Origin of the sequence: Synechococcus sp. MU1648, assembly GCF_023630615.1 — a bacterium.
In the GTDB taxonomy this organism is placed as follows: Bacteria; Cyanobacteriota; Cyanobacteriia; order PCC-6307; family Cyanobiaceae; genus Parasynechococcus.
Genome location: NZ_JAKUHI010000010.1, coordinates 57,843 through 75,036, shown reverse-complemented (window position 1 = coordinate 75,036; position 17,194 = coordinate 57,843). Strand labels below are relative to the sequence as shown.

At 60.8% G+C, this 17,194-nt stretch carries 21 protein-coding genes; 10 read left to right on the top strand and 11 right to left on the bottom strand.

What is annotated here, in order from left to right; all coding sequences use genetic code 11:
* Positions 1–236: 236 nt before the first annotated feature.
* From NCN06_RS10580 to NCN06_RS10550, 7 genes are all read left to right on the top strand, one after another.
* A complete protein-coding gene (locus tag NCN06_RS10580) occupies positions 237–1,427 on the top strand; it encodes an FAD-binding oxidoreductase (RefSeq protein WP_226398838.1) in 1,191 nt (396 codons plus the stop codon).
* A 154-nt stretch (positions 1,428–1,581) separates the two neighbouring features.
* The gene (gene zwf, locus NCN06_RS10575) at positions 1,582–3,105 is read left to right on the top strand and encodes a glucose-6-phosphate dehydrogenase (protein WP_115025288.1); all 1,524 of its coding nucleotides are present in this window, start codon (positions 1,582–1,584) and stop codon (positions 3,103–3,105) included.
* 55 nt (positions 3,106–3,160) lie between these two features.
* Positions 3,161–4,447 carry a glucose-6-phosphate dehydrogenase assembly protein OpcA gene (locus tag NCN06_RS10570; RefSeq protein ID WP_115025289.1) on the top strand — a complete coding sequence of 429 codons (1,287 nt, stop codon included), beginning with the start codon at positions 3,161–3,163 and terminating at the stop codon, positions 4,445–4,447.
* Between the two features lie 14 nt (positions 4,448–4,461).
* Positions 4,462–5,889, top strand: coding sequence for a cobyrinic acid a,c-diamide synthase CobB (locus tag NCN06_RS10565; protein WP_250398912.1), 1,428 nt, complete (start codon positions 4,462–4,464; stop codon positions 5,887–5,889).
* Positions 5,817–6,137 (top strand): acylphosphatase, encoded by a 321-nt coding sequence (locus NCN06_RS10560; RefSeq protein WP_350223192.1) that lies wholly within the window; start codon positions 5,817–5,819, stop codon positions 6,135–6,137. Before NCN06_RS10565 ends, NCN06_RS10560 begins: the two co-directional genes overlap by 73 nt.
* 85 nt (positions 6,138–6,222) lie before the next feature.
* A complete protein-coding gene (locus NCN06_RS10555) occupies positions 6,223–6,597 on the top strand; it encodes a hypothetical protein (RefSeq protein ID WP_226398840.1) in 375 nt (124 codons plus the stop codon).
* A gap of 171 nt (positions 6,598–6,768) precedes the next feature.
* Positions 6,769–7,455 carry a GAP family protein gene (locus NCN06_RS10550; protein ID WP_115025293.1) on the top strand — a complete coding sequence of 229 codons (687 nt, stop codon included), beginning with the start codon at positions 6,769–6,771 and terminating at the stop codon, positions 7,453–7,455.
* Position 7,456: 1 nt separating this feature from the next.
* On the opposite strand, the gene NCN06_RS10545 is transcribed toward NCN06_RS10550, so the two are convergent.
* From NCN06_RS10545 to folD, 5 genes are read right to left on the bottom strand one after another with little or no spacing between them, the layout of a single operon-like run.
* The gene (locus tag NCN06_RS10545) at positions 7,457–8,908 is read right to left on the bottom strand and encodes an ATP-dependent DNA helicase (protein WP_226398841.1); all 1,452 of its coding nucleotides are present in this window, start codon (positions 8,906–8,908) and stop codon (positions 7,457–7,459) included.
* On the bottom strand, positions 8,905–9,417 hold the full coding sequence (locus NCN06_RS10540; protein WP_115025295.1) for a divergent PAP2 family protein: 513 nt from the start codon (positions 9,415–9,417) through the stop codon (positions 8,905–8,907). The genes NCN06_RS10545 and NCN06_RS10540 overlap by 4 nt, the downstream gene beginning before the upstream one ends.
* Positions 9,414–10,304, bottom strand: a complete 891-nt coding sequence (gene crtE, locus NCN06_RS10535; RefSeq protein ID WP_226398842.1) for a geranylgeranyl diphosphate synthase CrtE — start codon at positions 10,302–10,304, stop codon at positions 9,414–9,416. Before crtE ends, NCN06_RS10540 begins: the two co-directional genes overlap by 4 nt.
* 27 nt (positions 10,305–10,331) lie before the next feature.
* Complete coding sequence (locus tag NCN06_RS10530) at positions 10,332–11,021, bottom strand: TIGR02466 family protein (protein ID WP_226398843.1); 690 nt, start codon at positions 11,019–11,021, stop codon at positions 10,332–10,334.
* Between the two features lie 8 nt (positions 11,022–11,029).
* Positions 11,030–11,911: a bifunctional methylenetetrahydrofolate dehydrogenase/methenyltetrahydrofolate cyclohydrolase FolD gene (folD, locus tag NCN06_RS10525; RefSeq protein WP_115025298.1), complete on the bottom strand. Its 882-nt coding sequence runs from the start codon at positions 11,909–11,911 to the stop codon at positions 11,030–11,032.
* A gap of 70 nt (positions 11,912–11,981) precedes the next feature.
* Here folD and NCN06_RS10520 point away from each other — a divergent pair, with 70 nt between their 5' ends.
* Positions 11,982–14,072 carry an HDIG domain-containing metalloprotein gene (locus NCN06_RS10520; RefSeq protein WP_250398910.1) on the top strand — a complete coding sequence of 697 codons (2,091 nt, stop codon included), beginning with the start codon at positions 11,982–11,984 and terminating at the stop codon, positions 14,070–14,072.
* Positions 14,073–14,084: 12 nt separating this feature from the next.
* On the opposite strand, the gene NCN06_RS10515 is transcribed toward NCN06_RS10520, so the two are convergent.
* The 5 genes from NCN06_RS10515 to NCN06_RS10495 all read right to left on the bottom strand — a co-directional run bounded on the left by NCN06_RS10515 (position 14,085) and on the right by NCN06_RS10495 (position 16,064).
* On the bottom strand, positions 14,085–14,345 hold the full coding sequence (locus tag NCN06_RS10515; RefSeq protein WP_370631216.1) for a SemiSWEET family sugar transporter: 261 nt from the start codon (positions 14,343–14,345) through the stop codon (positions 14,085–14,087).
* The gene (locus NCN06_RS10510; RefSeq protein ID WP_226398846.1) at positions 14,329–14,934 is read right to left on the bottom strand and encodes an RluA family pseudouridine synthase; all 606 of its coding nucleotides are present in this window, start codon (positions 14,932–14,934) and stop codon (positions 14,329–14,331) included. Before NCN06_RS10510 ends, NCN06_RS10515 begins: the two co-directional genes overlap by 17 nt.
* 8 nt (positions 14,935–14,942) lie before the next feature.
* On the bottom strand, positions 14,943–15,431 hold the full coding sequence (locus NCN06_RS10505; protein ID WP_226398847.1) for a hypothetical protein: 489 nt from the start codon (positions 15,429–15,431) through the stop codon (positions 14,943–14,945).
* Positions 15,432–15,513: 82 nt separating this feature from the next.
* Positions 15,514–15,816: an MTH1187 family thiamine-binding protein gene (locus NCN06_RS10500; protein ID WP_115025301.1), complete on the bottom strand. Its 303-nt coding sequence runs from the start codon at positions 15,814–15,816 to the stop codon at positions 15,514–15,516.
* The gene (locus NCN06_RS10495) at positions 15,816–16,064 is read right to left on the bottom strand and encodes a hypothetical protein (protein WP_115025302.1); all 249 of its coding nucleotides are present in this window, start codon (positions 16,062–16,064) and stop codon (positions 15,816–15,818) included. The genes NCN06_RS10500 and NCN06_RS10495 overlap by 1 nt, the downstream gene beginning before the upstream one ends.
* 90 nt (positions 16,065–16,154) lie before the next feature.
* On the opposite strand from NCN06_RS10495, the gene NCN06_RS10490 reads away from it, so the two are divergent.
* Both NCN06_RS10490 and NCN06_RS10485 read left to right on the top strand, forming a co-directional pair.
* The gene (locus tag NCN06_RS10490) at positions 16,155–16,601 is read left to right on the top strand and encodes a hypothetical protein (RefSeq protein WP_226398848.1); all 447 of its coding nucleotides are present in this window, start codon (positions 16,155–16,157) and stop codon (positions 16,599–16,601) included.
* A gap of 70 nt (positions 16,602–16,671) precedes the next feature.
* A complete protein-coding gene (locus NCN06_RS10485; RefSeq protein ID WP_226398849.1) occupies positions 16,672–16,881 on the top strand; it encodes a hypothetical protein in 210 nt (69 codons plus the stop codon).
* 18 nt (positions 16,882–16,899) lie between these two features.
* Here NCN06_RS10485 and NCN06_RS10480 read toward each other — a convergent pair whose 3' ends face one another.
* Positions 16,900–17,145 (bottom strand): Nif11-like leader peptide family natural product precursor, encoded by a 246-nt coding sequence (locus NCN06_RS10480; RefSeq protein WP_115025305.1) that lies wholly within the window; start codon positions 17,143–17,145, stop codon positions 16,900–16,902.
* Between the last annotated feature and the right edge of the window lie 49 nt (positions 17,146–17,194).

The window sequence follows — 17,194 nt, the reverse complement described above, 5'->3', positions numbered from 1 at the left end:
CTGGGGCAGCCGCTCCATGGTCTGCTCAATCGCAGTCGCTGAATCGCTGGAGGTTTGAAGCCCACGTCCAAACATTGTCTGGGGGAGAACCAAAAGAGGCGCCGAAGCGAGAGACCGAACCTGGGGATCTTAAGGAGGTCGTCTGAATCACATCGAATTCTGTTCCAAAGAGCAACCTTTTTGTGTGAAATCGAAGGCCACGCCTATAGTCGCGCCACAAAAATCAGGTAATTTCAATGCGGGTGTCCAATGCAGCGACAGAACATTGCAATGAGGTTCTGTTCACTGTTGTGGCAAGTGGTCCCCAGGTCGGCTCACAACCGTCCGTGGTTCAGACCTACACCGTTGCTATGAACCAGTTTTCCGCACTTTTCAAGCAATTGGGGGCCAGCGGCGCCAAAATCGTTTCGGTGAATGGTGTGGAAGTAGAGCATTCAGCCGCTCCCGTTGCCGCCACCCCGGCACCTGCCAAAAAAACCGCCAAAAAACCCGCTAAGAAAGCCGTGACGTCAAGCGCCCCGAAGAAAAAGCCCCACGCCGACGTACCGGTCAACACCTACAAGCCCAAAACACCGTTCATGGGAACGGTGACCGAGAACTACTCCCTGCTGAAGGACGGTGCGATCGGACGTGTTCAGCACATCACCTTTGATCTCGCAGGTGGTGATCCTCAGCTGAAGTACATCGAAGGCCAGAGCATCGGAATCATCCCCGAGGGTGAAGACGCCAAAGGCAAACCTCACAAGCTGCGGCTGTACTCCATCGCAAGCACGCGCCACGGCGACAACCTCGAGGGCAACACCGTCTCCCTGTGCGTTCGCCAGCTCGAGTACAAGAACGATGCCGGCGAACAGATCTATGGGGTCTGCTCCACTTATCTCTGCGACATCGAACCCGGCACCAAGGTGAAAATCACCGGACCGGTTGGTAAGGAGATGCTCCTGCCTGACGATGAAGAGGCCAACGTGATCATGCTGGCGACGGGCACAGGCATCGCCCCGATGCGCACCTATCTCCGCCGCATGTTCGAGCCCCGCGAACAAGACACCAACGGGTGGAAGTTCCGCGGCAAAGCCTGGCTGTTCATGGGCGCACCCAAAACAGCCAACCTTCTCTATGACGAGGATTTCCTCCACTACGAGAAGGAGTACCCCGACAACTTCCGCTACACCAAGGCGATCAGTCGGGAAGAGCAGAACGCCAAGGGCGGCCGGATGTACATCCAGGACCGTGTTCTGGAGCACGCTGAAGAGATCTTCGCCATGATCGAAGATCCCAAGACCCACGTTTATATGTGTGGTCTTCGCGGCATGGAGCCGGGCATCGACGAAGCCATGACAGCCGCTGCTGCTGCCAAGGGCCTCGACTGGTCTGAACTTCGCCCGCAGCTGAAGAAAGCCGATCGCTGGCACGTTGAAACCTATTGATCGATCGCCTTCAGATCGTTTCCGGTCCACCCCTCGGGGTGGACTTTTTTTTTCGGTTGAAAACAAAAGCTGAGATCAACACGGAAACAAAGCAGCAAGTCCATGTCTGTTGCCACTTCCGTGCCTAAACCAGCGTCAGAAGCCTGGACGCTCCATGGTCGCCACGATGACAAACCCCCTACGGGTTGGACTGCGACAGGAGCGCGTGATCGCGCCGCAGTGTCTGGTGATTTTCGGCGCGAGCGGGGATCTGACCCACCGCAAACTGGTTCCAGCCCTTTTCGAGCTGTTCAAGCAACGGCGACTTCCCAGTGAGTTTGCCCTTCTTGGCTGTGCTCGACGGCCGTGGAGTGATGAGGAGTTCCGCGGAAAGATGGCGGAAGCGCTCTCCAGCACCATCAAGGACGACCCCCAGGCCTGGGAGCAATTCGTCAGCAAACTCTTCTACGAGCCGGTCGACCTTCAGCAACCTGAGGATGTTGTTCGGCTCGGCGGACGGCTCGAGCAGATCGATCAACAGTGCGCCACCCGCGGCAACCGCACGTTTTACCTCTCTGTGTCGCCCAAGTTCTACGGCAGTGGCTGCCGCTCACTCGCCGACGCAGGCCTGTTGAAAGATCCCAAACGCAGCCGGGTGGTGATCGAGAAGCCATTCGGTCGCGACTACGGCAGTGCCCAGGCCCTCAATCGTGTGGTCCAGACCTGTGGGCAGGAGAACCAGATCTTTCGCATCGACCATTACCTGGGCAAGGAAACCGTCCAGAACATCATGGTTCTGCGCTTTGCCAACACGATCTTCGAGCCGATCTGGAACCGCAATTACATCTCCAGTGTTCAGATCACCGCAGCTGAAACCGTCGGGGTGGAGGAGCGCGCCGGGTACTACGAATCGGCAGGTGCTCTGAGGGACATGGTGCAGAACCACCTGACACAGATGCTGGCGATCACCGCCATGGAACCTCCAGGTCGCTTTGATCCGGAAGCCATCCGCAACGAAAAAGCCAAGGTGCTCCAGTCCGCCCGACTCGCTGACGAGCTCGAGCCCTGGAACTGCTGCATCCGCGGCCAGTACGGTCCCGGTGGTTCAGCGGAATCACCCCTGGCTGGTTACCGCCATGAACCCGGTGTCGATCCCAACAGCACCACCGAGACCTACGTGGCGATGAAACTGTTCATCGACAATTGGCGCTGGCAGGGCGTTCCGTTCTATGTGCGCACCGGCAAACGCCTGGCCAAGCGCATGAGTGAAGTGGTGCTCACCTTCCGCGAGGCGCCGGTGCATCTATTTGATGCGGCCACCGGAGGTCCCACCGCCAATCAGCTCATTCTGCGCATCCAGCCGGATGAAGGAGCTGAATTCCGCTTCGAGGTGAAATCACCAGGGTCTGGGATGCGGAGTCGCCCCATCGACATGGAATTCTCCTATGACGAATCGTTCGGAGAACCCTCCGATGAAGGCTATGTGCGGCTCCTCGCTGACGCCATGCTCAGCGATCCCACCCTGTTCACCCGCAGCGATGAAGTGGAAGCCGCATGGCGTCTGTACACCCCTCTGCTGGAGCTGATTGAAGACAGCCCCTGGCAGCTGCCGGTCCATCCCTACGAATCACGCACCTGGGGGCCTGCCGCAGCGGATGCCCTACTGGCGAAAGACGGACTGCTCTGGCGACGCCCATAACTGACCTGTTTCTCAGCTCTCCACGTCCCGCTCCACTCCCTGCTGCTCCGTCACGATGTCACCTCAGCTCACCCTCCAAACCCCGCTTGAACTGGCACCTGCGGAGGTGCCCCACTACCTCGAGCAACTCTGGTCCCCGGAGCAGCAGGGCAGCACTGGCACCGGTGCGAACACCTTCTGCCTGCTGATCTGGCAACCCGCCTGGGCCGAGCAGCAATTGATCCGGTGTGGCCGCCTGCCTGGGCCCATCACCGGACAGCAGTCCGCCCCCTTGATCGCTGCGGGTCGCCAAGCGGTGATGGATGCCGACCTCCCCCTCAGCACACCTCCCCTCGATGGGGCTGTGGTGAAGGCGATGGCTGATTTGGGGGGACAGGCCAGCGCAGAAGACCTGCGTGGGCAGTACATCGATCCGGCCCTGAGTGCACTGATGCCTCGTCGCCTGATCACCCTGGCACCAACGATTGATACGGAGCAGTCGTTGGAAACACTCGTGGCCGCCTACTGCCCGCTGCCTGAAGAAGGGGGTGGCACCACCGCGTGTGGGGATGTTGTGGTTCTGCGGGGCGGCCATGGCGCCCTCAATGAAGGACTCTCAATTCTCGAACCGCTGCTGCCTTCATCGATGCCTGCCTGGGTCTGGTGGAACGGATGCATGGATGAAGCGCCGGACCTGATGCAGCGGCTGACCAGCGCGCCCCGTCGTCTGATCATCGATACAGCGATGGGGGATCCGCATCAGTGCCTTGACCTGCTGCGCTCCCGCGTGGAGAACGGCCAGGCGGTGAACGATCTCAACTGGCTGCGATTGCGCAGCTGGCGCGAGACCCTCGCCATGGTGTTTGACCCGCCGCAACAGCGTGATGCCTTAAGCCACATCACACGCCTGGACATCGATGTGGAAGGACATCATCCCGCCCAAGGGCTGCTGCTTGCCGCCTGGATCGCCGATCGGCTCGGTTGGACGTTGGTCTCTTCCGCCGCGACCGACGACGGCACATCAGCCCTGTTCAAGCGTTCCGATGACACGGAGGTGCGCTTTCAACTAATGGCTGTACCGACGGGCCAGCCCAACGTGCATGCGGGACAGATGGTGGGGCTTCGACTGATTGCTGAGCCGGAGAACGGCCAAGGCGTTTGTGTGATTCTCTGCGCTGAATCAGGGGGGTGCATGCGTTTGGAAGGTGGCGGCATGGCCAACCTCGAGCTGCATGAAGAAGTTGTTCCCGTTCAGCACGACACCCCGGAAATGGATGTCGCCCGACTGCTCGGCGGCGGTCACGACAGCACCAACCCCCTCCTGGCCGCTGCTGCACCACTGGCTGCCAGGCTGCTGGGCTGAGCCGCGTTTAAGCCATGGCCGCCGTCATCGCTGCACCAGCCAGTGGCAGCGGCAAGACCCTGCTGAGCCTGGCACTGTTGAGCTGGGCGCATCAGAACGGACGAAGAATCCAACCCTTCAAGGTTGGACCGGACTATCTCGATGCCCAGCTGCTGAGCCAAGCCTCCGGTCAGGCCTGTCGCAACCTCGATCTCAATTTGTGCGGGGAAGACTGGGTTCGGCGGGCATTTCACGGTTACGGCGGAGTCGCTGACCTAACCCTCGTGGAGGGAGTGATGGGCCTGTTCGACGGCATCGGCAGCAGTGAAACGGGAAGCACCGCCGACGTGGCCCGCCTGCTGGGCTTGCCGGTGGTGCTGGTGCTGGATGCCGGGGGGCAGGCCGCCTCCCTCGGCGCCCTCGTTCGCGGATTCCGCGATCACGATCCCAACCTGGCAATCGCCGGAGTGGTACTGAATAAGGTCAGCAGCCCCAGGCACCGGGAGCTCCTCGGAGAGGTACTTGACCGCATGCAGGTGCCCTTGCTGGGCTGTCTACCGCGCACCGAGGCCCTTGCACTGCCGGGCCGTCATCTCGGTTTGGCCCCTGCCCATGAAATGGAAGCTCCCGAACAACGACGCCAAGCCTGGGCCGCTCTGGCCAGCGAGCATCTGAACATGGAACGCCTGGAGCCCTTGCTTCTGGCACCCCGCCGAGGGCCGCACCCTCTGGCCGACATCCCAGCGGTGAAGGGGCAACCCCTTCCTGTGGCTCTTGCCAGTGATGCTGCCTTTCACTTCCGCTACCAGGAAACCTGTGAACTGCTGGAGCAAATGGGCATGCCCGTGCTCCGTTGGAGTCCCCTTGCCGATGCGCCCATCCCTGCCGAAGCCAAGGGGCTGATCTTGCCGGGCGGCTTCCCAGAGCAGCATGCAGCCCAACTCAGCGGCTGTGAACAAAGCCTGAGGTCTCTTCGACAGTTCGTGCAGCATCGGCCTGTCTACGCCGAATGCGGTGGGATGCTCATGCTCGGACAGAGGCTTCAGGACCTCGATGGCAACGGGCACAACATGACGGGCATTCTTCCGTTCAAGGCCCAGCGTGGCCGGCTGCACGTGGGCTACCGCCGCCTGCAGGCTCGGCGGGACAGCCCTGTCGTTCAGAGCGGTCAAAAGCTCGTTGGTCACGAATTTCACCGTTGGGAGCTGCACACCAATCGGCAGCCCTCCGACCGATCAGTGCTGTGGGACATTGAGGGATGGAAAGTCCATCGACATTCGGAAGGATGGGTCGATCAGACGGTTCACGCGAGCTGGGTACACCTGCACTGGGCCAGCTCTACGACGATTTGCTCCCGATGGCGCGCCGCGCTCGAAGCCGGGGAGAAGCGATCGCCAAACGGTTTGTCAGCCGCCAGCAACACCAACGGATACAACCGTTCGTCGAACGCTGGCGCTGGGTAATCGAGGGACGCGTCCAACGGGTGGGATTCCGCGCCAGCTGCAGTCGGCGCGCCCTGGATCTCGGGATCAGCGGATGGGTTCGCAACCAAAGCGATGGCAGTGTCGAAGTGCAAGCCGAAGGCCCACCACTCGCCTTGTCTGAACTTCGGGCCTGGTGTGAGGTCGGACCTCCGGGCGCGCGAGTGCTTCGGGTGAAACCAAGCCACCTCCCTGTCACAGGCGATGACTGGTTCGAAGTGCGGTACTGAAACGTACAAGCGAAAACATTGGGAAGGACACTGCCACGCTCAGCCCACCTAGCTACGGCTGAAGCAGGACCTTCGCGCCTGACGCATGCTCCGCTTCGGATTTGTCCTCTTGATCACAGCACTGCCCCTGCTCGGCATGGAGGCGATGAGCACGCGACGGGAGACGACGAAGCAGGTGTTCGATTCAGCGACAGAGGCCCTCGAGGCCTGTCAGAGCTGGAGGCACAGGGAAGGACAGTTTTCGGCGTTGATTCCTGCTGCTGCACCGGTGTCAGATCAGGCACGCGAAGTACACACCGACATCCGCAGCTGTGAAGCCGATTTAGACCGTGCACTGATTCTGGGGCGCCGCTACAGCGTTATGGCCAACGTTCACTACAACAAAACACTGCGGTCTCTGCACCGCCCGATCAATCGCACCTTTCCTTACCTGCTGACAGGTGGCAAAACTGACGACTAAAGAACCTGGCGTTCCTTGAGCAACTTCCTTGATACCAAAGACAAAGCCTTCTGGAGAGCCATTCTCGGCGTTGTGAGCCTAGGGGTGAGTATTGGCCTGGCCGCGTTGATCCTGCGACTCTGAGCAAGGCGCTTGTCGAACATCAACGATCGAGGTTCATAACCTGAATGAATGGCGGAACCCAGGATCTGGACGGAGCTGCTGACCTACGGGATTGGCGTGGCACTCTCGCCCATTCATATCGTTCTGATGCTGCTACTGCTGCTGGGGGAGTCGCCCCTGCGGCGTGGTGGGTTGTTTCTGGGTGGGTGGCTGCTGACCAGCGCCCTGGCAGTTATCGGGCTGCTGACTCTTGGACATGGACTACTCCTGGACATGACCCAGGGATCCGACCACCGAACAGGCCTTGATCTGATTGGCGGTGGAGCCTTAATCGCCCTGGGCGGGCGTGAACTGGTTCGAGGCGTGCTGGAAAACGGAGCAGCCCCGTCCTGGAGCAGTGCCGTGGATCGCTTTGCAGCAATGCCACTTCCCTTGCTGTTACTAATCAGCAGCGTCACAGAAGTCATCAGTCCCGACGACCTGCTGCTGTTCGCCAAGAGCGCAGCCGTGATTCTTGCCGCACAGTTGCCTTTGCGTGAAGAAATTGCCTGCAGCGCAGGGTTCAGCGCCGCGGCCAGTGCCCTACTTGTGATTCCATTTTTGGCTGTGTTAGCCGGACGTCAGCGGGTCCTGCCGCTTCTGCAAAACGGCAAAGCAGCCCTTCTCCGACGCGGGGAACTGGTGGTGGGAAGCCTGAGTTTCGGGCTAGGGGCCTATCTGGGCTGGCAGGGCATCAGTGGGCTGATGATCAGCTGATTCATTTGGGTTCTCTCGCGTTGTCGAATTCGCGCTGCCATGAGGCGCGCAGGTCAGACGACGTCTCCCCGCCGAGCAACCAGACCCCCGTGCGAGCACGGGACACAGCGACATAACAGAGCTGCTGACGAATCGAGGGATCCGCCCGGAACACATCTGGCGCCACAAAAACATCCCCGAAGCTGCTGCCTTGGCTGCGATGCACCGTGAGCACAGCTGCAGGACCAAGCGAAGCGAAAGCATCGCGAATCAAAAAGTACTGACGCCAGATCGCTCGCCCATTTTTTTTACCGGCATCACGGGCCTGCTTGCGCAGGCGGTGCATCACCGCATCAAGCTCCTGACGACCGGAACTTCCGATCGGAGGCTGCAGGCGCAGGGTGAGTTCCAGATCCCCGGCATTCACCGTCGCAGACAGCGTCTCGATCACAGGCACGGGACCGTCGGCTGACGACAGGCCGAAATCCGCCAGATCACAGGCCTCCGGCTTGATGTCACGCACAGTCACTTCGCGGTTGGAACCCAACACCATGTCGGGTTCTTCGCCGGCCTCTTCACCATCCCTTGAGGCCGGTGCCATCACCGCAGTGCGACTGATCAACACCTCACCAGGCAGCACCGGCATCTGATCCGCCATCTCCCCATGAATGGCACGGCGCGCATGGGGCACAAGACGATCCAAGGTGCGGTTCGTGTAGCAGAGGATGCGTGCAGCATCGGGGTTGTCTTGCACCGAGGCTTCACGCAAGGCACGCCGGGCCTGATCCAGCCACTCCCGTTGGATCAAGCTGCACACCTGGCCCTGCGGTGATCGAATCGGCGGCATCAGCGGCGGCATCTGGCAGGGCAAGCGACCCTCCCGGAGACCAGAGGCCAGCTGGAGCACGGGTCCTTGATGACGAACCACCTCGGTCAACGTGGCGGAACAAGACCGTTGCATCGCAAAAACGGGACTGTTCTCCTCTCCCACCGGTGGCAACTGGGCGGGGTCACCAACGAACACCAAACGGGTCTTGAACGGATGGGCGCACTGGAGGGCAATGCCCAGCAGGGTGCTGTCGACCATGGAAGCTTCGTCAATCAGCACCAAACCCAGGTTCTCCAGGGCCATGGCCGTCTGCTCTGTGGGTTCGCAGAGTTCAGCGTCAGCGGATCGCTTGAGCTTCAGCCGCAACAAACGATGGATGGTGGAGGGATACCAGGTGGGTTGGAGACCCTCCAACTCCAGCGCCTGGCGTAAAACGCCAACCGCTTTGTGGGTTGGGGCCACAACGGTCCAACACAATCCGCTGGCTTCCACCTGCCTTAACAGCCGCATCGAGAGGAAGGTCTTGCCGCTGCCGGCGAAACCACTGAGCACAAACGGCGTGCCATCAACGGGCTGATTGAGCCAGGCCGCAAAGGCATCTGCCGCCGCCTGCTGATCAGCGGTGAGCTCAGCGGCTGCGGTCACCCCAGCCCCGCTCCAAGACGGGCCACCAGATGCAGCGGTGATCCCAGATACACCAAGCCTGGCAAGGCGATGGCGGGGCCCATCAGGCTGCCCACCAGCACCTGCAGCCGACTGTGGCCCAGGCTTTCCTTAAGCGGCTTCGCATGGGGCTCCGGCCAAAGCGAATCAGGCAGGCCGTTGACCCGTTCCGCCGTCAGCCCGGCAGCGCGACGAATGCCGCTGGCGTCGTACATCACGACAAACGCCACCATCGCCGCGAGCGCGAACAGGGGGTGATCAAAACCAAGGGTCCATCCAACACACGCCGCCGTCCCTGTGACCAGGGCGGAGTGGCTGGAGGGCATGCCACCGGTTTCAATCAGCACCGCCGGACGCCAACGGCGGTGCAGCAGCAACTCAAGGAACAGTTTGGACAACTGAGCTACACCGCAGGCCATCAAGCCCCAGGTCAGCGAACTGTTGTCGAAAACCTCCTGCACAACAGCGTGGGAGGGAATGGCTTCGATCATCGGTCGCGGCTGGTGATGAAGTCGGCCAATGCGAGCAGGGGAACCGCCTTCTCGGCCCAAGGCTGGAGGGCTTCTTTCGCTTCATTGACCAACGCGTCAGCCCTGTGGCGGGATTCCTCTAACCCCAGAAGCTTGGGATAGGTGGTCTTATCGGCGATGAGATCTTTGCCGGCGGTTTTGCCCAACACCTCGCTGCTGGCGGTGATGTCGAGAATGTCGTCAATGATCTGGAACGCCAAGCCAATCCCCCTCGCGTAGACGCGTAGGGCCTTGATCAGCGCTTCATCGGCGCCGCCAATCATGGCCCCAGTAATGACACAAGCGCTCAACAGAGCTCCCGTTTTGTGGAGGTGGATGTACTCGAGGGTTTCAAGATCCACCTCCTTTCCTTCGCTTTCCAGATCCACCACCTGGCCGCCCACCAGACCTGGCGCACCGGCCACCAACGACAGTTCTCCCACCACCTTGAGCAGACGCTCAGCAGGAACATCCAGACTGCGCAGAGCCACCATTTCAAAGGCTCGGGTCAGCAGTGCATCACCCGCGAGGATGGCAACGGCTTCGCCGTACACCTTGTGATTGGTGGGACGACCACGCCTCAAGTCATCGTCATCCATGGCCGGCAGGTCGTCATGGATCAGCGACATGGTGTGGATCATTTCAAGCGCCACCGCAGTCGGCAGAGCCTGCGATGCGTCCCCCCCGGCCAACTCGCAGGCGGCGAGGCAAAGAATTGGACGCAACCGCTTTCCACCGGCAAGCAGCGAATACCGCATCGCTTCCCTTAAGGACTCCGGCCTCTCAGGACCTAGGGATCCATCAAGTGCCGTTTCCACCCGCTCTTTGGCCTTGCCGAGATAGGCCTTGAAATCAAACTCGGCGCTCATGGGTGGACCCTGGCTGGCGGGATTCTCTCAGGCCGAGTCCTTGATGCCGAGTGGGACCCAATCCATGGGGTGGGGTGTTCGCATCTCGCGTCCCTTCCCTGGCGCCGTGGTGATGGCGAGGTCATAGGAGACCGAATAGCGGGGTCCTCCCCCTTCATAGGGGAGCACCCGATGCCGAAGATCCGAAGGGAACAACAACAGCCGGTGGGGCGTCGGCGCGAAAACACCACCGGAGACGGCGGCATCGCGATAGGGAATCGCCATCACATGGCTGAAGTAATCGTCGGGAGCCTCAAATTCAAGCTCCCCACTCTCGTTCGCCGGATCTGCCAACACATAAAACACCGCACTCAACTGAGCATTGCGATGGCTGTGCAAATCAATTGTTCCGCCATCTCTGGCACAAACCACGGGCCAGGCTTTTTGGATGTGCGCCACAAGGCCGTGATCGTTCCCCAGGAGCGCATGGAGATAGTCCGACACGTGAACAGATAACTGAGCGTTCAGCCACTGGAACGCATCCATACGATGCAACTGATCCAGGCCGGCGTGGCCCAACAAATCTCCCGTGAGGTTGTTGCGATCGCTGAACTCAGGGTGCTGATACACCTGCGCGTCGAACTGCTCAAGCTGTTGCTGCATGGCTGCGGCCGTCGCGACATCCGGTTCAAGATCCGCCTGCAGAACGGGTGTTGGAAACAGCCAGTGCAGCGCCATTGAATCGATCAGGGCACGAGATCGTCCAAATCATGGTCAATGTTGTGGCGTCTGCACCACGCCACCACGGTGTTGACCAGAAGCATCGTGACCGTCATCGGTCCGACACCTCCTGGGACAGGTGAGAGCGCACCGGCGATCGACTCGATTTCATCAGCGCGAACATCACCGCATAGACCGCCTTCAGGCTTGCGGTGAATACCGACATCCACCACAGCCGCACCCGGCCGCACGTGGTCTGCCCCGATGAACTGGGGACGCCCTGCCGCCACAACCAGAATCTCAGCCTCCTGGGAGTGCGCCGCCAGATCTGCCGTGCGGGAATGGGCAATGGTGACGGTCGCGTTGGCCGCCTGGAGCATCAAGGCCATCGGTTGTCCCACAAGAATGCTTCGACCGATCACCACAGCGCGCTTGCCCGCCGGGTCGATTCCATTGCTGCGCAGCAACGCCATCACTCCTGCGGGGGTGCAGCTGCGCGGGCCCGGTTCCCCCTTAAGCAGCCGGCCGAGATTGAGCGTGTGCAGACCATCTGCATCCTTCTCGGGATCAATAGCCATCAGCAGTGGCCCCTCATCAAGGCCTCCAGGGAGCGGAAGCTGGAGCAGGATCCCATCCACCTCCGGGTTGGCATTCAGCCGTTCAATGGTCTGAAGCACGACCGCAGCAGGAGTGTCGCCGGGGAGGTGGTCGCCAAAGCTGGCCACACCAATCCGAGCACAAGCCTTTTCTTTGTTGGCGACGTAGACGGCGCTGGCCGGATCCTCTCCGACACGCAGCACCGCTAACCCTGGCGGTCGCCCCACCTCAGCCAGACGCTGTTCGATCAGGGATTGAAGACGACGCTCCACATCCCTTGCCAGCACCTTGCCATCCAAACGCAGGGCCATGGCATCTCAGTCCACTGCGTCCAGCATGCCCTCTGGAGAGAGCTAGCGTGAAGCCGCTACGGGGTCCTTTTTGGTTCGCGTTCCACGGCTGAGCAGCCTCAGGAGGAACTGGCTGCGGCTCGAGGGCCCAGGGAGCCGCCTGCTGCGCTGGACGCGCTTGCAAGCCCTCGTCGTTCTGCTGTTGTGCCTATCTGTGGCGGCCGTCTCAAGCCTGCCTTGGCTGATCAAACCAGAACTCCAGCCGGGATCGCTGGCACCATTTGACGCCATCGCACCGAAAGATGTCCTGGTTCAGGACAACACCGCCCTTGAGCAGCAGCGCGCCTCTCTGGTGGCGCGATCAGTGGTCCAGGTCATCGATCAAGACCAGAACCAACGACTTAAACAACGCCTGGAACAGCAACTGCTTCAGCTGCAGGAGATCACCAACACCGGTTCGGGAGCCCGGATCGGGCCGGTCAACCTGTCCGAGCCGGAGCAGAAGTGGCTGGAACAACGCAGCGAACAGGAGCATCTCGCCTGGGATGTCGCGGTGCGAAGCACTGCAAATCGGATGCTCAGCCAAGGACTGGTCAGCAATCTGGCCGTTGAGCAATTGCGCCGGGCTGCCGACCTTCAACTGAAGGCTGTCGCACTGAAGGAGCCGGCGTCCCGATCCCTGGCCACCAAGGTGCTGACCAGCACCCTGCGCGGGAGCAGCAACCTGCGCACCGACCCGAACCTGAGCAAACAGCTGATCGAAGAGCAGCTGACCAAACAGGCCATCCCGACGATCCAAGTGCGCAAGGGAGATCTGATCACCCGCAAAGGCGAACCGATCAGTCCCCAGGCCTACGACGTGCTCGATTATTTCGGCCGCGTGCGCCGCGAACCCCAACCTTTGATTTGGTTTCAGCGGTTCGTGGAAGCTGCTGCTGGCTGTGCAGCAATGCTGTTGGTGATGCGGCGCGAACGGCCTGGCCTGGAGGTATGCCACGCCCTGCTGGCGGTGGGACTTCTTCTCCTGGTGCAGGTCGCCAAACTCTGGTTCAAGGGAACCGTGAGCCCGCTCGCCGTTCTGGTGCCACCCACCCTGGTGCTGGCTGAAGGTCTCGGTACAGGCTGCGGTTTGGTCTGGATGGGTGTAGCCGCTCTGCTCTGGCCGGAACCCGTGCAGGGTCTGGGAGATGGTCGCCTTCTTGTGGCAGCAACGGTCGCTGCAGCTGGCGCCTTGATCGCGGGCCGTCAACGCAGCCGCGGACAGCTCCTTCAACTAACGGTGCTGCTGCCGATCGGTGCCCTCGTGGGCCAATGGCTGCTGCTGCAACTACAGCCCCTCACGGGCCTGCGGCTCTGGGGAAGCCTGAATCCCAGCCTGGATGAACTAGCCACCGACACCCTGCTGCTCGGGGTGCTGCTGATGCTCAGCCTGCTGCTGATCCCCATTCTCGAGGGGTCCTTCGGACTACTCACCCGGGCGCGGCTGCTGGAACTGGCGGATCAGGAACGTCCCCTGCTGCGGCGCCTCTCCTGCGAAGCCCCTGGAACGTTTGAACACACCCTGATGATCTGCGGACTCGCGGAGGAAGGGGCGCGGGCCATCGGTGCGGACGTGGATCTGATCCGGACCGGCTCGCTGTATCACGACGTCGGCAAACTGCATGCCCCTGACTGGTTCATCGAGAACCAGAAAGACGGCCCCAATCCCCATGACGCGCTCGACGACCCCCAGGCGAGCGCGGCGGTTCTTCAAGCCCACGTGGATGAGGGGCTGAAGCTGGCGCGGCGCCACCGCCTACCCAGGCCTATCGCCGATTTCATCCCTGAACATCAGGGAACCTTGAAAATGGGGTACTTCTTTCACAAGGCCCAGGAGCGCGATGCAGCGGTTGAGGAACGCCGCTTTCGGTACAAAGGCCCCGAACCTCGCTCCAAAGAAACAGCAATTTTGATGCTGGCTGACGGATGTGAGGCAGCCCTGCGATCCCTTCCTCCAGACACCTCTGATGCGCAGGCGGTGGACACGGTGCGGCGAATCGTGGAGTCACGACAGCGGGATGGACAATTGCGCAAAAGCAGCCTCAACCGCAGCGAAGTGGAATTGGTGATCCGTGCCTTCGTACAGGTGTGGCGACGGATGCGACACCGCCGCATTCCCTATCCGATTCCAGCGCGACGTTGATCGGCTGCTCCTTCATCGGCATCCAACAATCTTGCGCTGCAGCACAACGGCAGCCGGAACCAGGGTGATCAGGTTGGCGACCAGCACAGGGCCATCCTTGACCAGCAAGCCGTACAGCGACCAAAGCGCAACGCCACTGGTGAATAGGCCATACATGCCCAACGAGATGGACTTGGTGTCACCACTGCGCAGCGTCTTGATGGCCTGCGGAAAGAAGCTGACCGTCGTCAAGCCAGCGGCCAGGTAGCCAACGAGTTCAGAACTCAGTTGCAAAGGGAACCTCCTGCGAGATCAAACGAACGCGTCGGTGGGTGAAGGGATGCCGAAAGCTCAAGGCCTGGGAATGCAGATGCAAGCGGAACGAACGAGCGGCATCCCCATAGATGGGATCACCAACGATGGGGTGTCCGAGCTCGGCCAGATGGGCCCGCAGCTGATGGGAGCGCCCCGTGAGCGGGCGCAGCCAGATCCGCGTGCCGTGGGCACAAGCAGCGCAGACTTTCCAAAGGGTTAGCGCCAGACGTCCCTCGGGATGGCGGCCGTAGCGCGGGGGTTGGCGTGACAGTCGTGCCAAGGGGCTAGCAATGCAGCCGCGGCCAAGGAGCTCCCCCTCAACATCCGCCTGGTACAGCTTGTTGATGCGACGTTCGGCAAATAGGGCACTGAGCCGCCGTAGGGCATCGGCACTCCTGGCCAGCAGCAGCACACCCGAGGTGTCGCGATCCAAGCGGTGGACCAATCGCAGACCTTGCTCCTTGCGCTGCAATCGGGTGATCACGGAGTCCTGTTGATCAGGCCCGAGGCCCGGTTGCGTCAGCAGGCCGGCGGGCTTATCGACCACCATCAGCCAAGGGTCGAGCATCAGCAGCTTCAAGGGGAGAGTCGAGTGGCGCAGTGTTTTTCAAACAAGGCCACCACCTGGGTGGGCGGCAGAGCCTGAACCAGCCGGGCTTCCGCCTCAACGTGATGCTGACTCGTGTGATACAGCTGCAACTCGTGAAAAGTATCCGGCTCAAGACGGCGGGCCTCCGCCATGTTTTTGGCCAACAGCGGCGCGGGCATCAAGTTTCCGCCGTTGCACGACTGCATCACATGGGCTGATTCGTGGGCCAGAACGATCCAAACAACCGATGGATCGTCGGGAAGGTTGTTGCCACACATCAAGAGGGCCTGCTTGCCCTCATGAAAGGCCCCCAGCAAGCCGGCAGGACAATCAGGCGCCACCAGCGCATTCACGCCCGCCCGCTGCAGCAGTCGCAGGTAACTGGCGATGCGATCCCACGTTGACGCCTGAACGGCACCTCCCGTCAGGCTCATCACCAGCAGAGCCAACAACACCCCACCGAAACCTCGACGCATGGGGCAGAGCAGCACTGAACAATCTCATTGATCCCAAAAGCGACTCAAGCTGAGCCGAAACCCACCAAAGATCTATAGATTTTCAATCACTGAGGAGGTTCTCAACGGAAGCGACCTTCTCGGAGAACGACTGCTGCCGATCGGTTCGGGTGTTGAGCTTGAGCGTTGTGTAGAGCCGTGGAGCTCCCATGCCGTGCAACTCAACGTGACAAGCGCGCACACAAGCCATGACCTCCTCCCAGGGGCCTTCGATCGCGGTGCCATTGGGACCCAGCTGATGCTGAAGGCCCGTGGCAGCAATCACGCGTTCACAGGCGGCGATGTAGGGGGAAAGACTGACGCCAACGCCGATCGGCACAACGCAGAGGTCAACACTGACCCACATCAGTCCACCATCACGCTGGATTGGCTCAAGCAACTGACCGGATAGTCGATGGTGCGCCAACTACCGCTGTCGGTTCGCACTTCAACTGCAATTCCCTGCTGTCCCATCGAACATCGAGCCCCTTGTCCAGTGCACCAATCACTGGCCTCGGCGAGGGCCAGTTCCAACGTGTCGTAAGGGGCATCGAGCACCGGATGAGGCTGACCGTCAAGGCCAACCAACCGGTAGCGGGAGCGATGTTTGGCCATCGCGATCCAATCCCGGAAGTGTCACCATCCTCCCATGTTCATGGCCCCGAATCATCCACACACTGGAGCCAGCAACATGGCGGCAACCACATGAGTGAGCAGCTGCAGCAGGCCTACAACAGCTTGATGGCCAAGGCCCCTGGGGCAGCGTTTCAGAAAGCTCGTGCCCTGTATCTCAACAAATATCCACTTCCCCAACCTGACAGCACTGTCCCGCTGCGTCTTTACGTCTGCGAGGAGCAGCTTCAAGAATCCGTTCAGCCCGCCAACGACGGCCACCCGAATCACCGTCTGGCCATTCTCCAGTCACGACCGGGGCAATTGGCCGTGGTGCACTGGCAACAGCCCGATCCCCCTGAGACGGAACAACTCCGCAGCTACCTCCAAAACACCTGGGATCTCAAAACGGACGAACTGAAGATCACGGCCCTCAGCGATCCCTGGTTCCGTGACGGCGGTCATCAGAGCCGATTTGCAGCACCCACGGGGTTGAGCTGGCAACAACAAACCCTATTAACCCTCAAGGAAGAAAAGTAAAAGCAATTCCGCAGTTCGCGCCAAGCCGCCGCAAGGCACCGCTAGCGAACAGATATACCCCTCTCAGCCAATGCTCACCAAGTACGCCGAACGCTACGTGCTGCGCTCCTGTTCAGCCGGCGGCTATCTCAGCGTCAATGCCGTGGATCAGCGCATCGAACGCCAAACGTCTCCTGACGACGCCTGGATCTTTCACACCCACGAAGGTGCCGTGAACCACGCCCGCTGGATTGGAGAAGTACACGGCGAAACACCGGACGTGGTGAAACTGGATCAATAAAAAGTGAAGCGTTGGTGATCAGCCGTTGATGAAATTGCGCAGGCGACGCGATTCCGAGGCCTGATCCTGCTGAAGCTCCGCTGCTGTTCTGACGCGATGTTCACGCTGCTGTGCCGCAAAGACATCCGCCTCGGTCAAGACGTATCCGCGCTCGGCAGCGAGTGCAAGAAACTGCTCAAGATCCATGGGCTGTGCCAAGGCCTGGGCCAGTCCAGGATCGCTGTCCCGAAGGTTCAGAAATTGATCCAGATCGTCGAGAGACATCACAGCAGCTCTTGTTGGAACATCCCATTCAAGTCAGCATCAGCCTGAT

Bases quoted from the DNA above. Each gene is read 5' to 3' on its own strand.
- NCN06_RS10580 (WP_226398838.1), top strand. From the start codon at position 237: ATGCGGGTGTCCAATGCAGCGACAGAACATTGCAATGAGGTTCTGTTC.
- zwf (WP_115025288.1), top strand. From the start codon at position 1,582: ATGGTCGCCACGATGACAAACCCCCTACGGGTTGGACTGCGACAGGAG.
- NCN06_RS10570 (WP_115025289.1), top strand. From the start codon at position 3,161: ATGTCACCTCAGCTCACCCTCCAAACCCCGCTTGAACTGGCACCTGCG.
- NCN06_RS10565 (WP_250398912.1), top strand. From the start codon at position 4,462: ATGGCCGCCGTCATCGCTGCACCAGCCAGTGGCAGCGGCAAGACCCTG.
- NCN06_RS10555 (WP_226398840.1), top strand. From the start codon at position 6,223: ATGCTCCGCTTCGGATTTGTCCTCTTGATCACAGCACTGCCCCTGCTC.
- NCN06_RS10550 (WP_115025293.1), top strand. From the start codon at position 6,769: ATGGCGGAACCCAGGATCTGGACGGAGCTGCTGACCTACGGGATTGGC.
- NCN06_RS10540 (WP_115025295.1), bottom strand. From the start codon at position 9,417: ATGATCGAAGCCATTCCCTCCCACGCTGTTGTGCAGGAGGTTTTCGAC.
- crtE (WP_226398842.1), bottom strand. From the start codon at position 10,304: ATGAGCGCCGAGTTTGATTTCAAGGCCTATCTCGGCAAGGCCAAAGAG.
- NCN06_RS10530 (WP_226398843.1), bottom strand. From the start codon at position 11,021: ATGGCGCTGCACTGGCTGTTTCCAACACCCGTTCTGCAGGCGGATCTT.
- folD (WP_115025298.1), bottom strand. From the start codon at position 11,911: ATGGCCCTGCGTTTGGATGGCAAGGTGCTGGCAAGGGATGTGGAGCGT.
- NCN06_RS10510 (WP_226398846.1), bottom strand. From the start codon at position 14,934: ATGCTCGACCCTTGGCTGATGGTGGTCGATAAGCCCGCCGGCCTGCTG.
- NCN06_RS10505 (WP_226398847.1), bottom strand. From the start codon at position 15,431: ATGCGTCGAGGTTTCGGTGGGGTGTTGTTGGCTCTGCTGGTGATGAGC.
- NCN06_RS10500 (WP_115025301.1), bottom strand. From the start codon at position 15,816: ATGTGGGTCAGTGTTGACCTCTGCGTTGTGCCGATCGGCGTTGGCGTC.
- NCN06_RS10495 (WP_115025302.1), bottom strand. From the start codon at position 16,064: ATGGCCAAACATCGCTCCCGCTACCGGTTGGTTGGCCTTGACGGTCAG.
- NCN06_RS10490 (WP_226398848.1), top strand. From the start codon at position 16,155: ATGAGTGAGCAGCTGCAGCAGGCCTACAACAGCTTGATGGCCAAGGCC.
- NCN06_RS10485 (WP_226398849.1), top strand. From the start codon at position 16,672: ATGCTCACCAAGTACGCCGAACGCTACGTGCTGCGCTCCTGTTCAGCC.
- NCN06_RS10480 (WP_115025305.1), bottom strand. From the start codon at position 17,145: ATGTCTCTCGACGATCTGGATCAATTTCTGAACCTTCGGGACAGCGAT.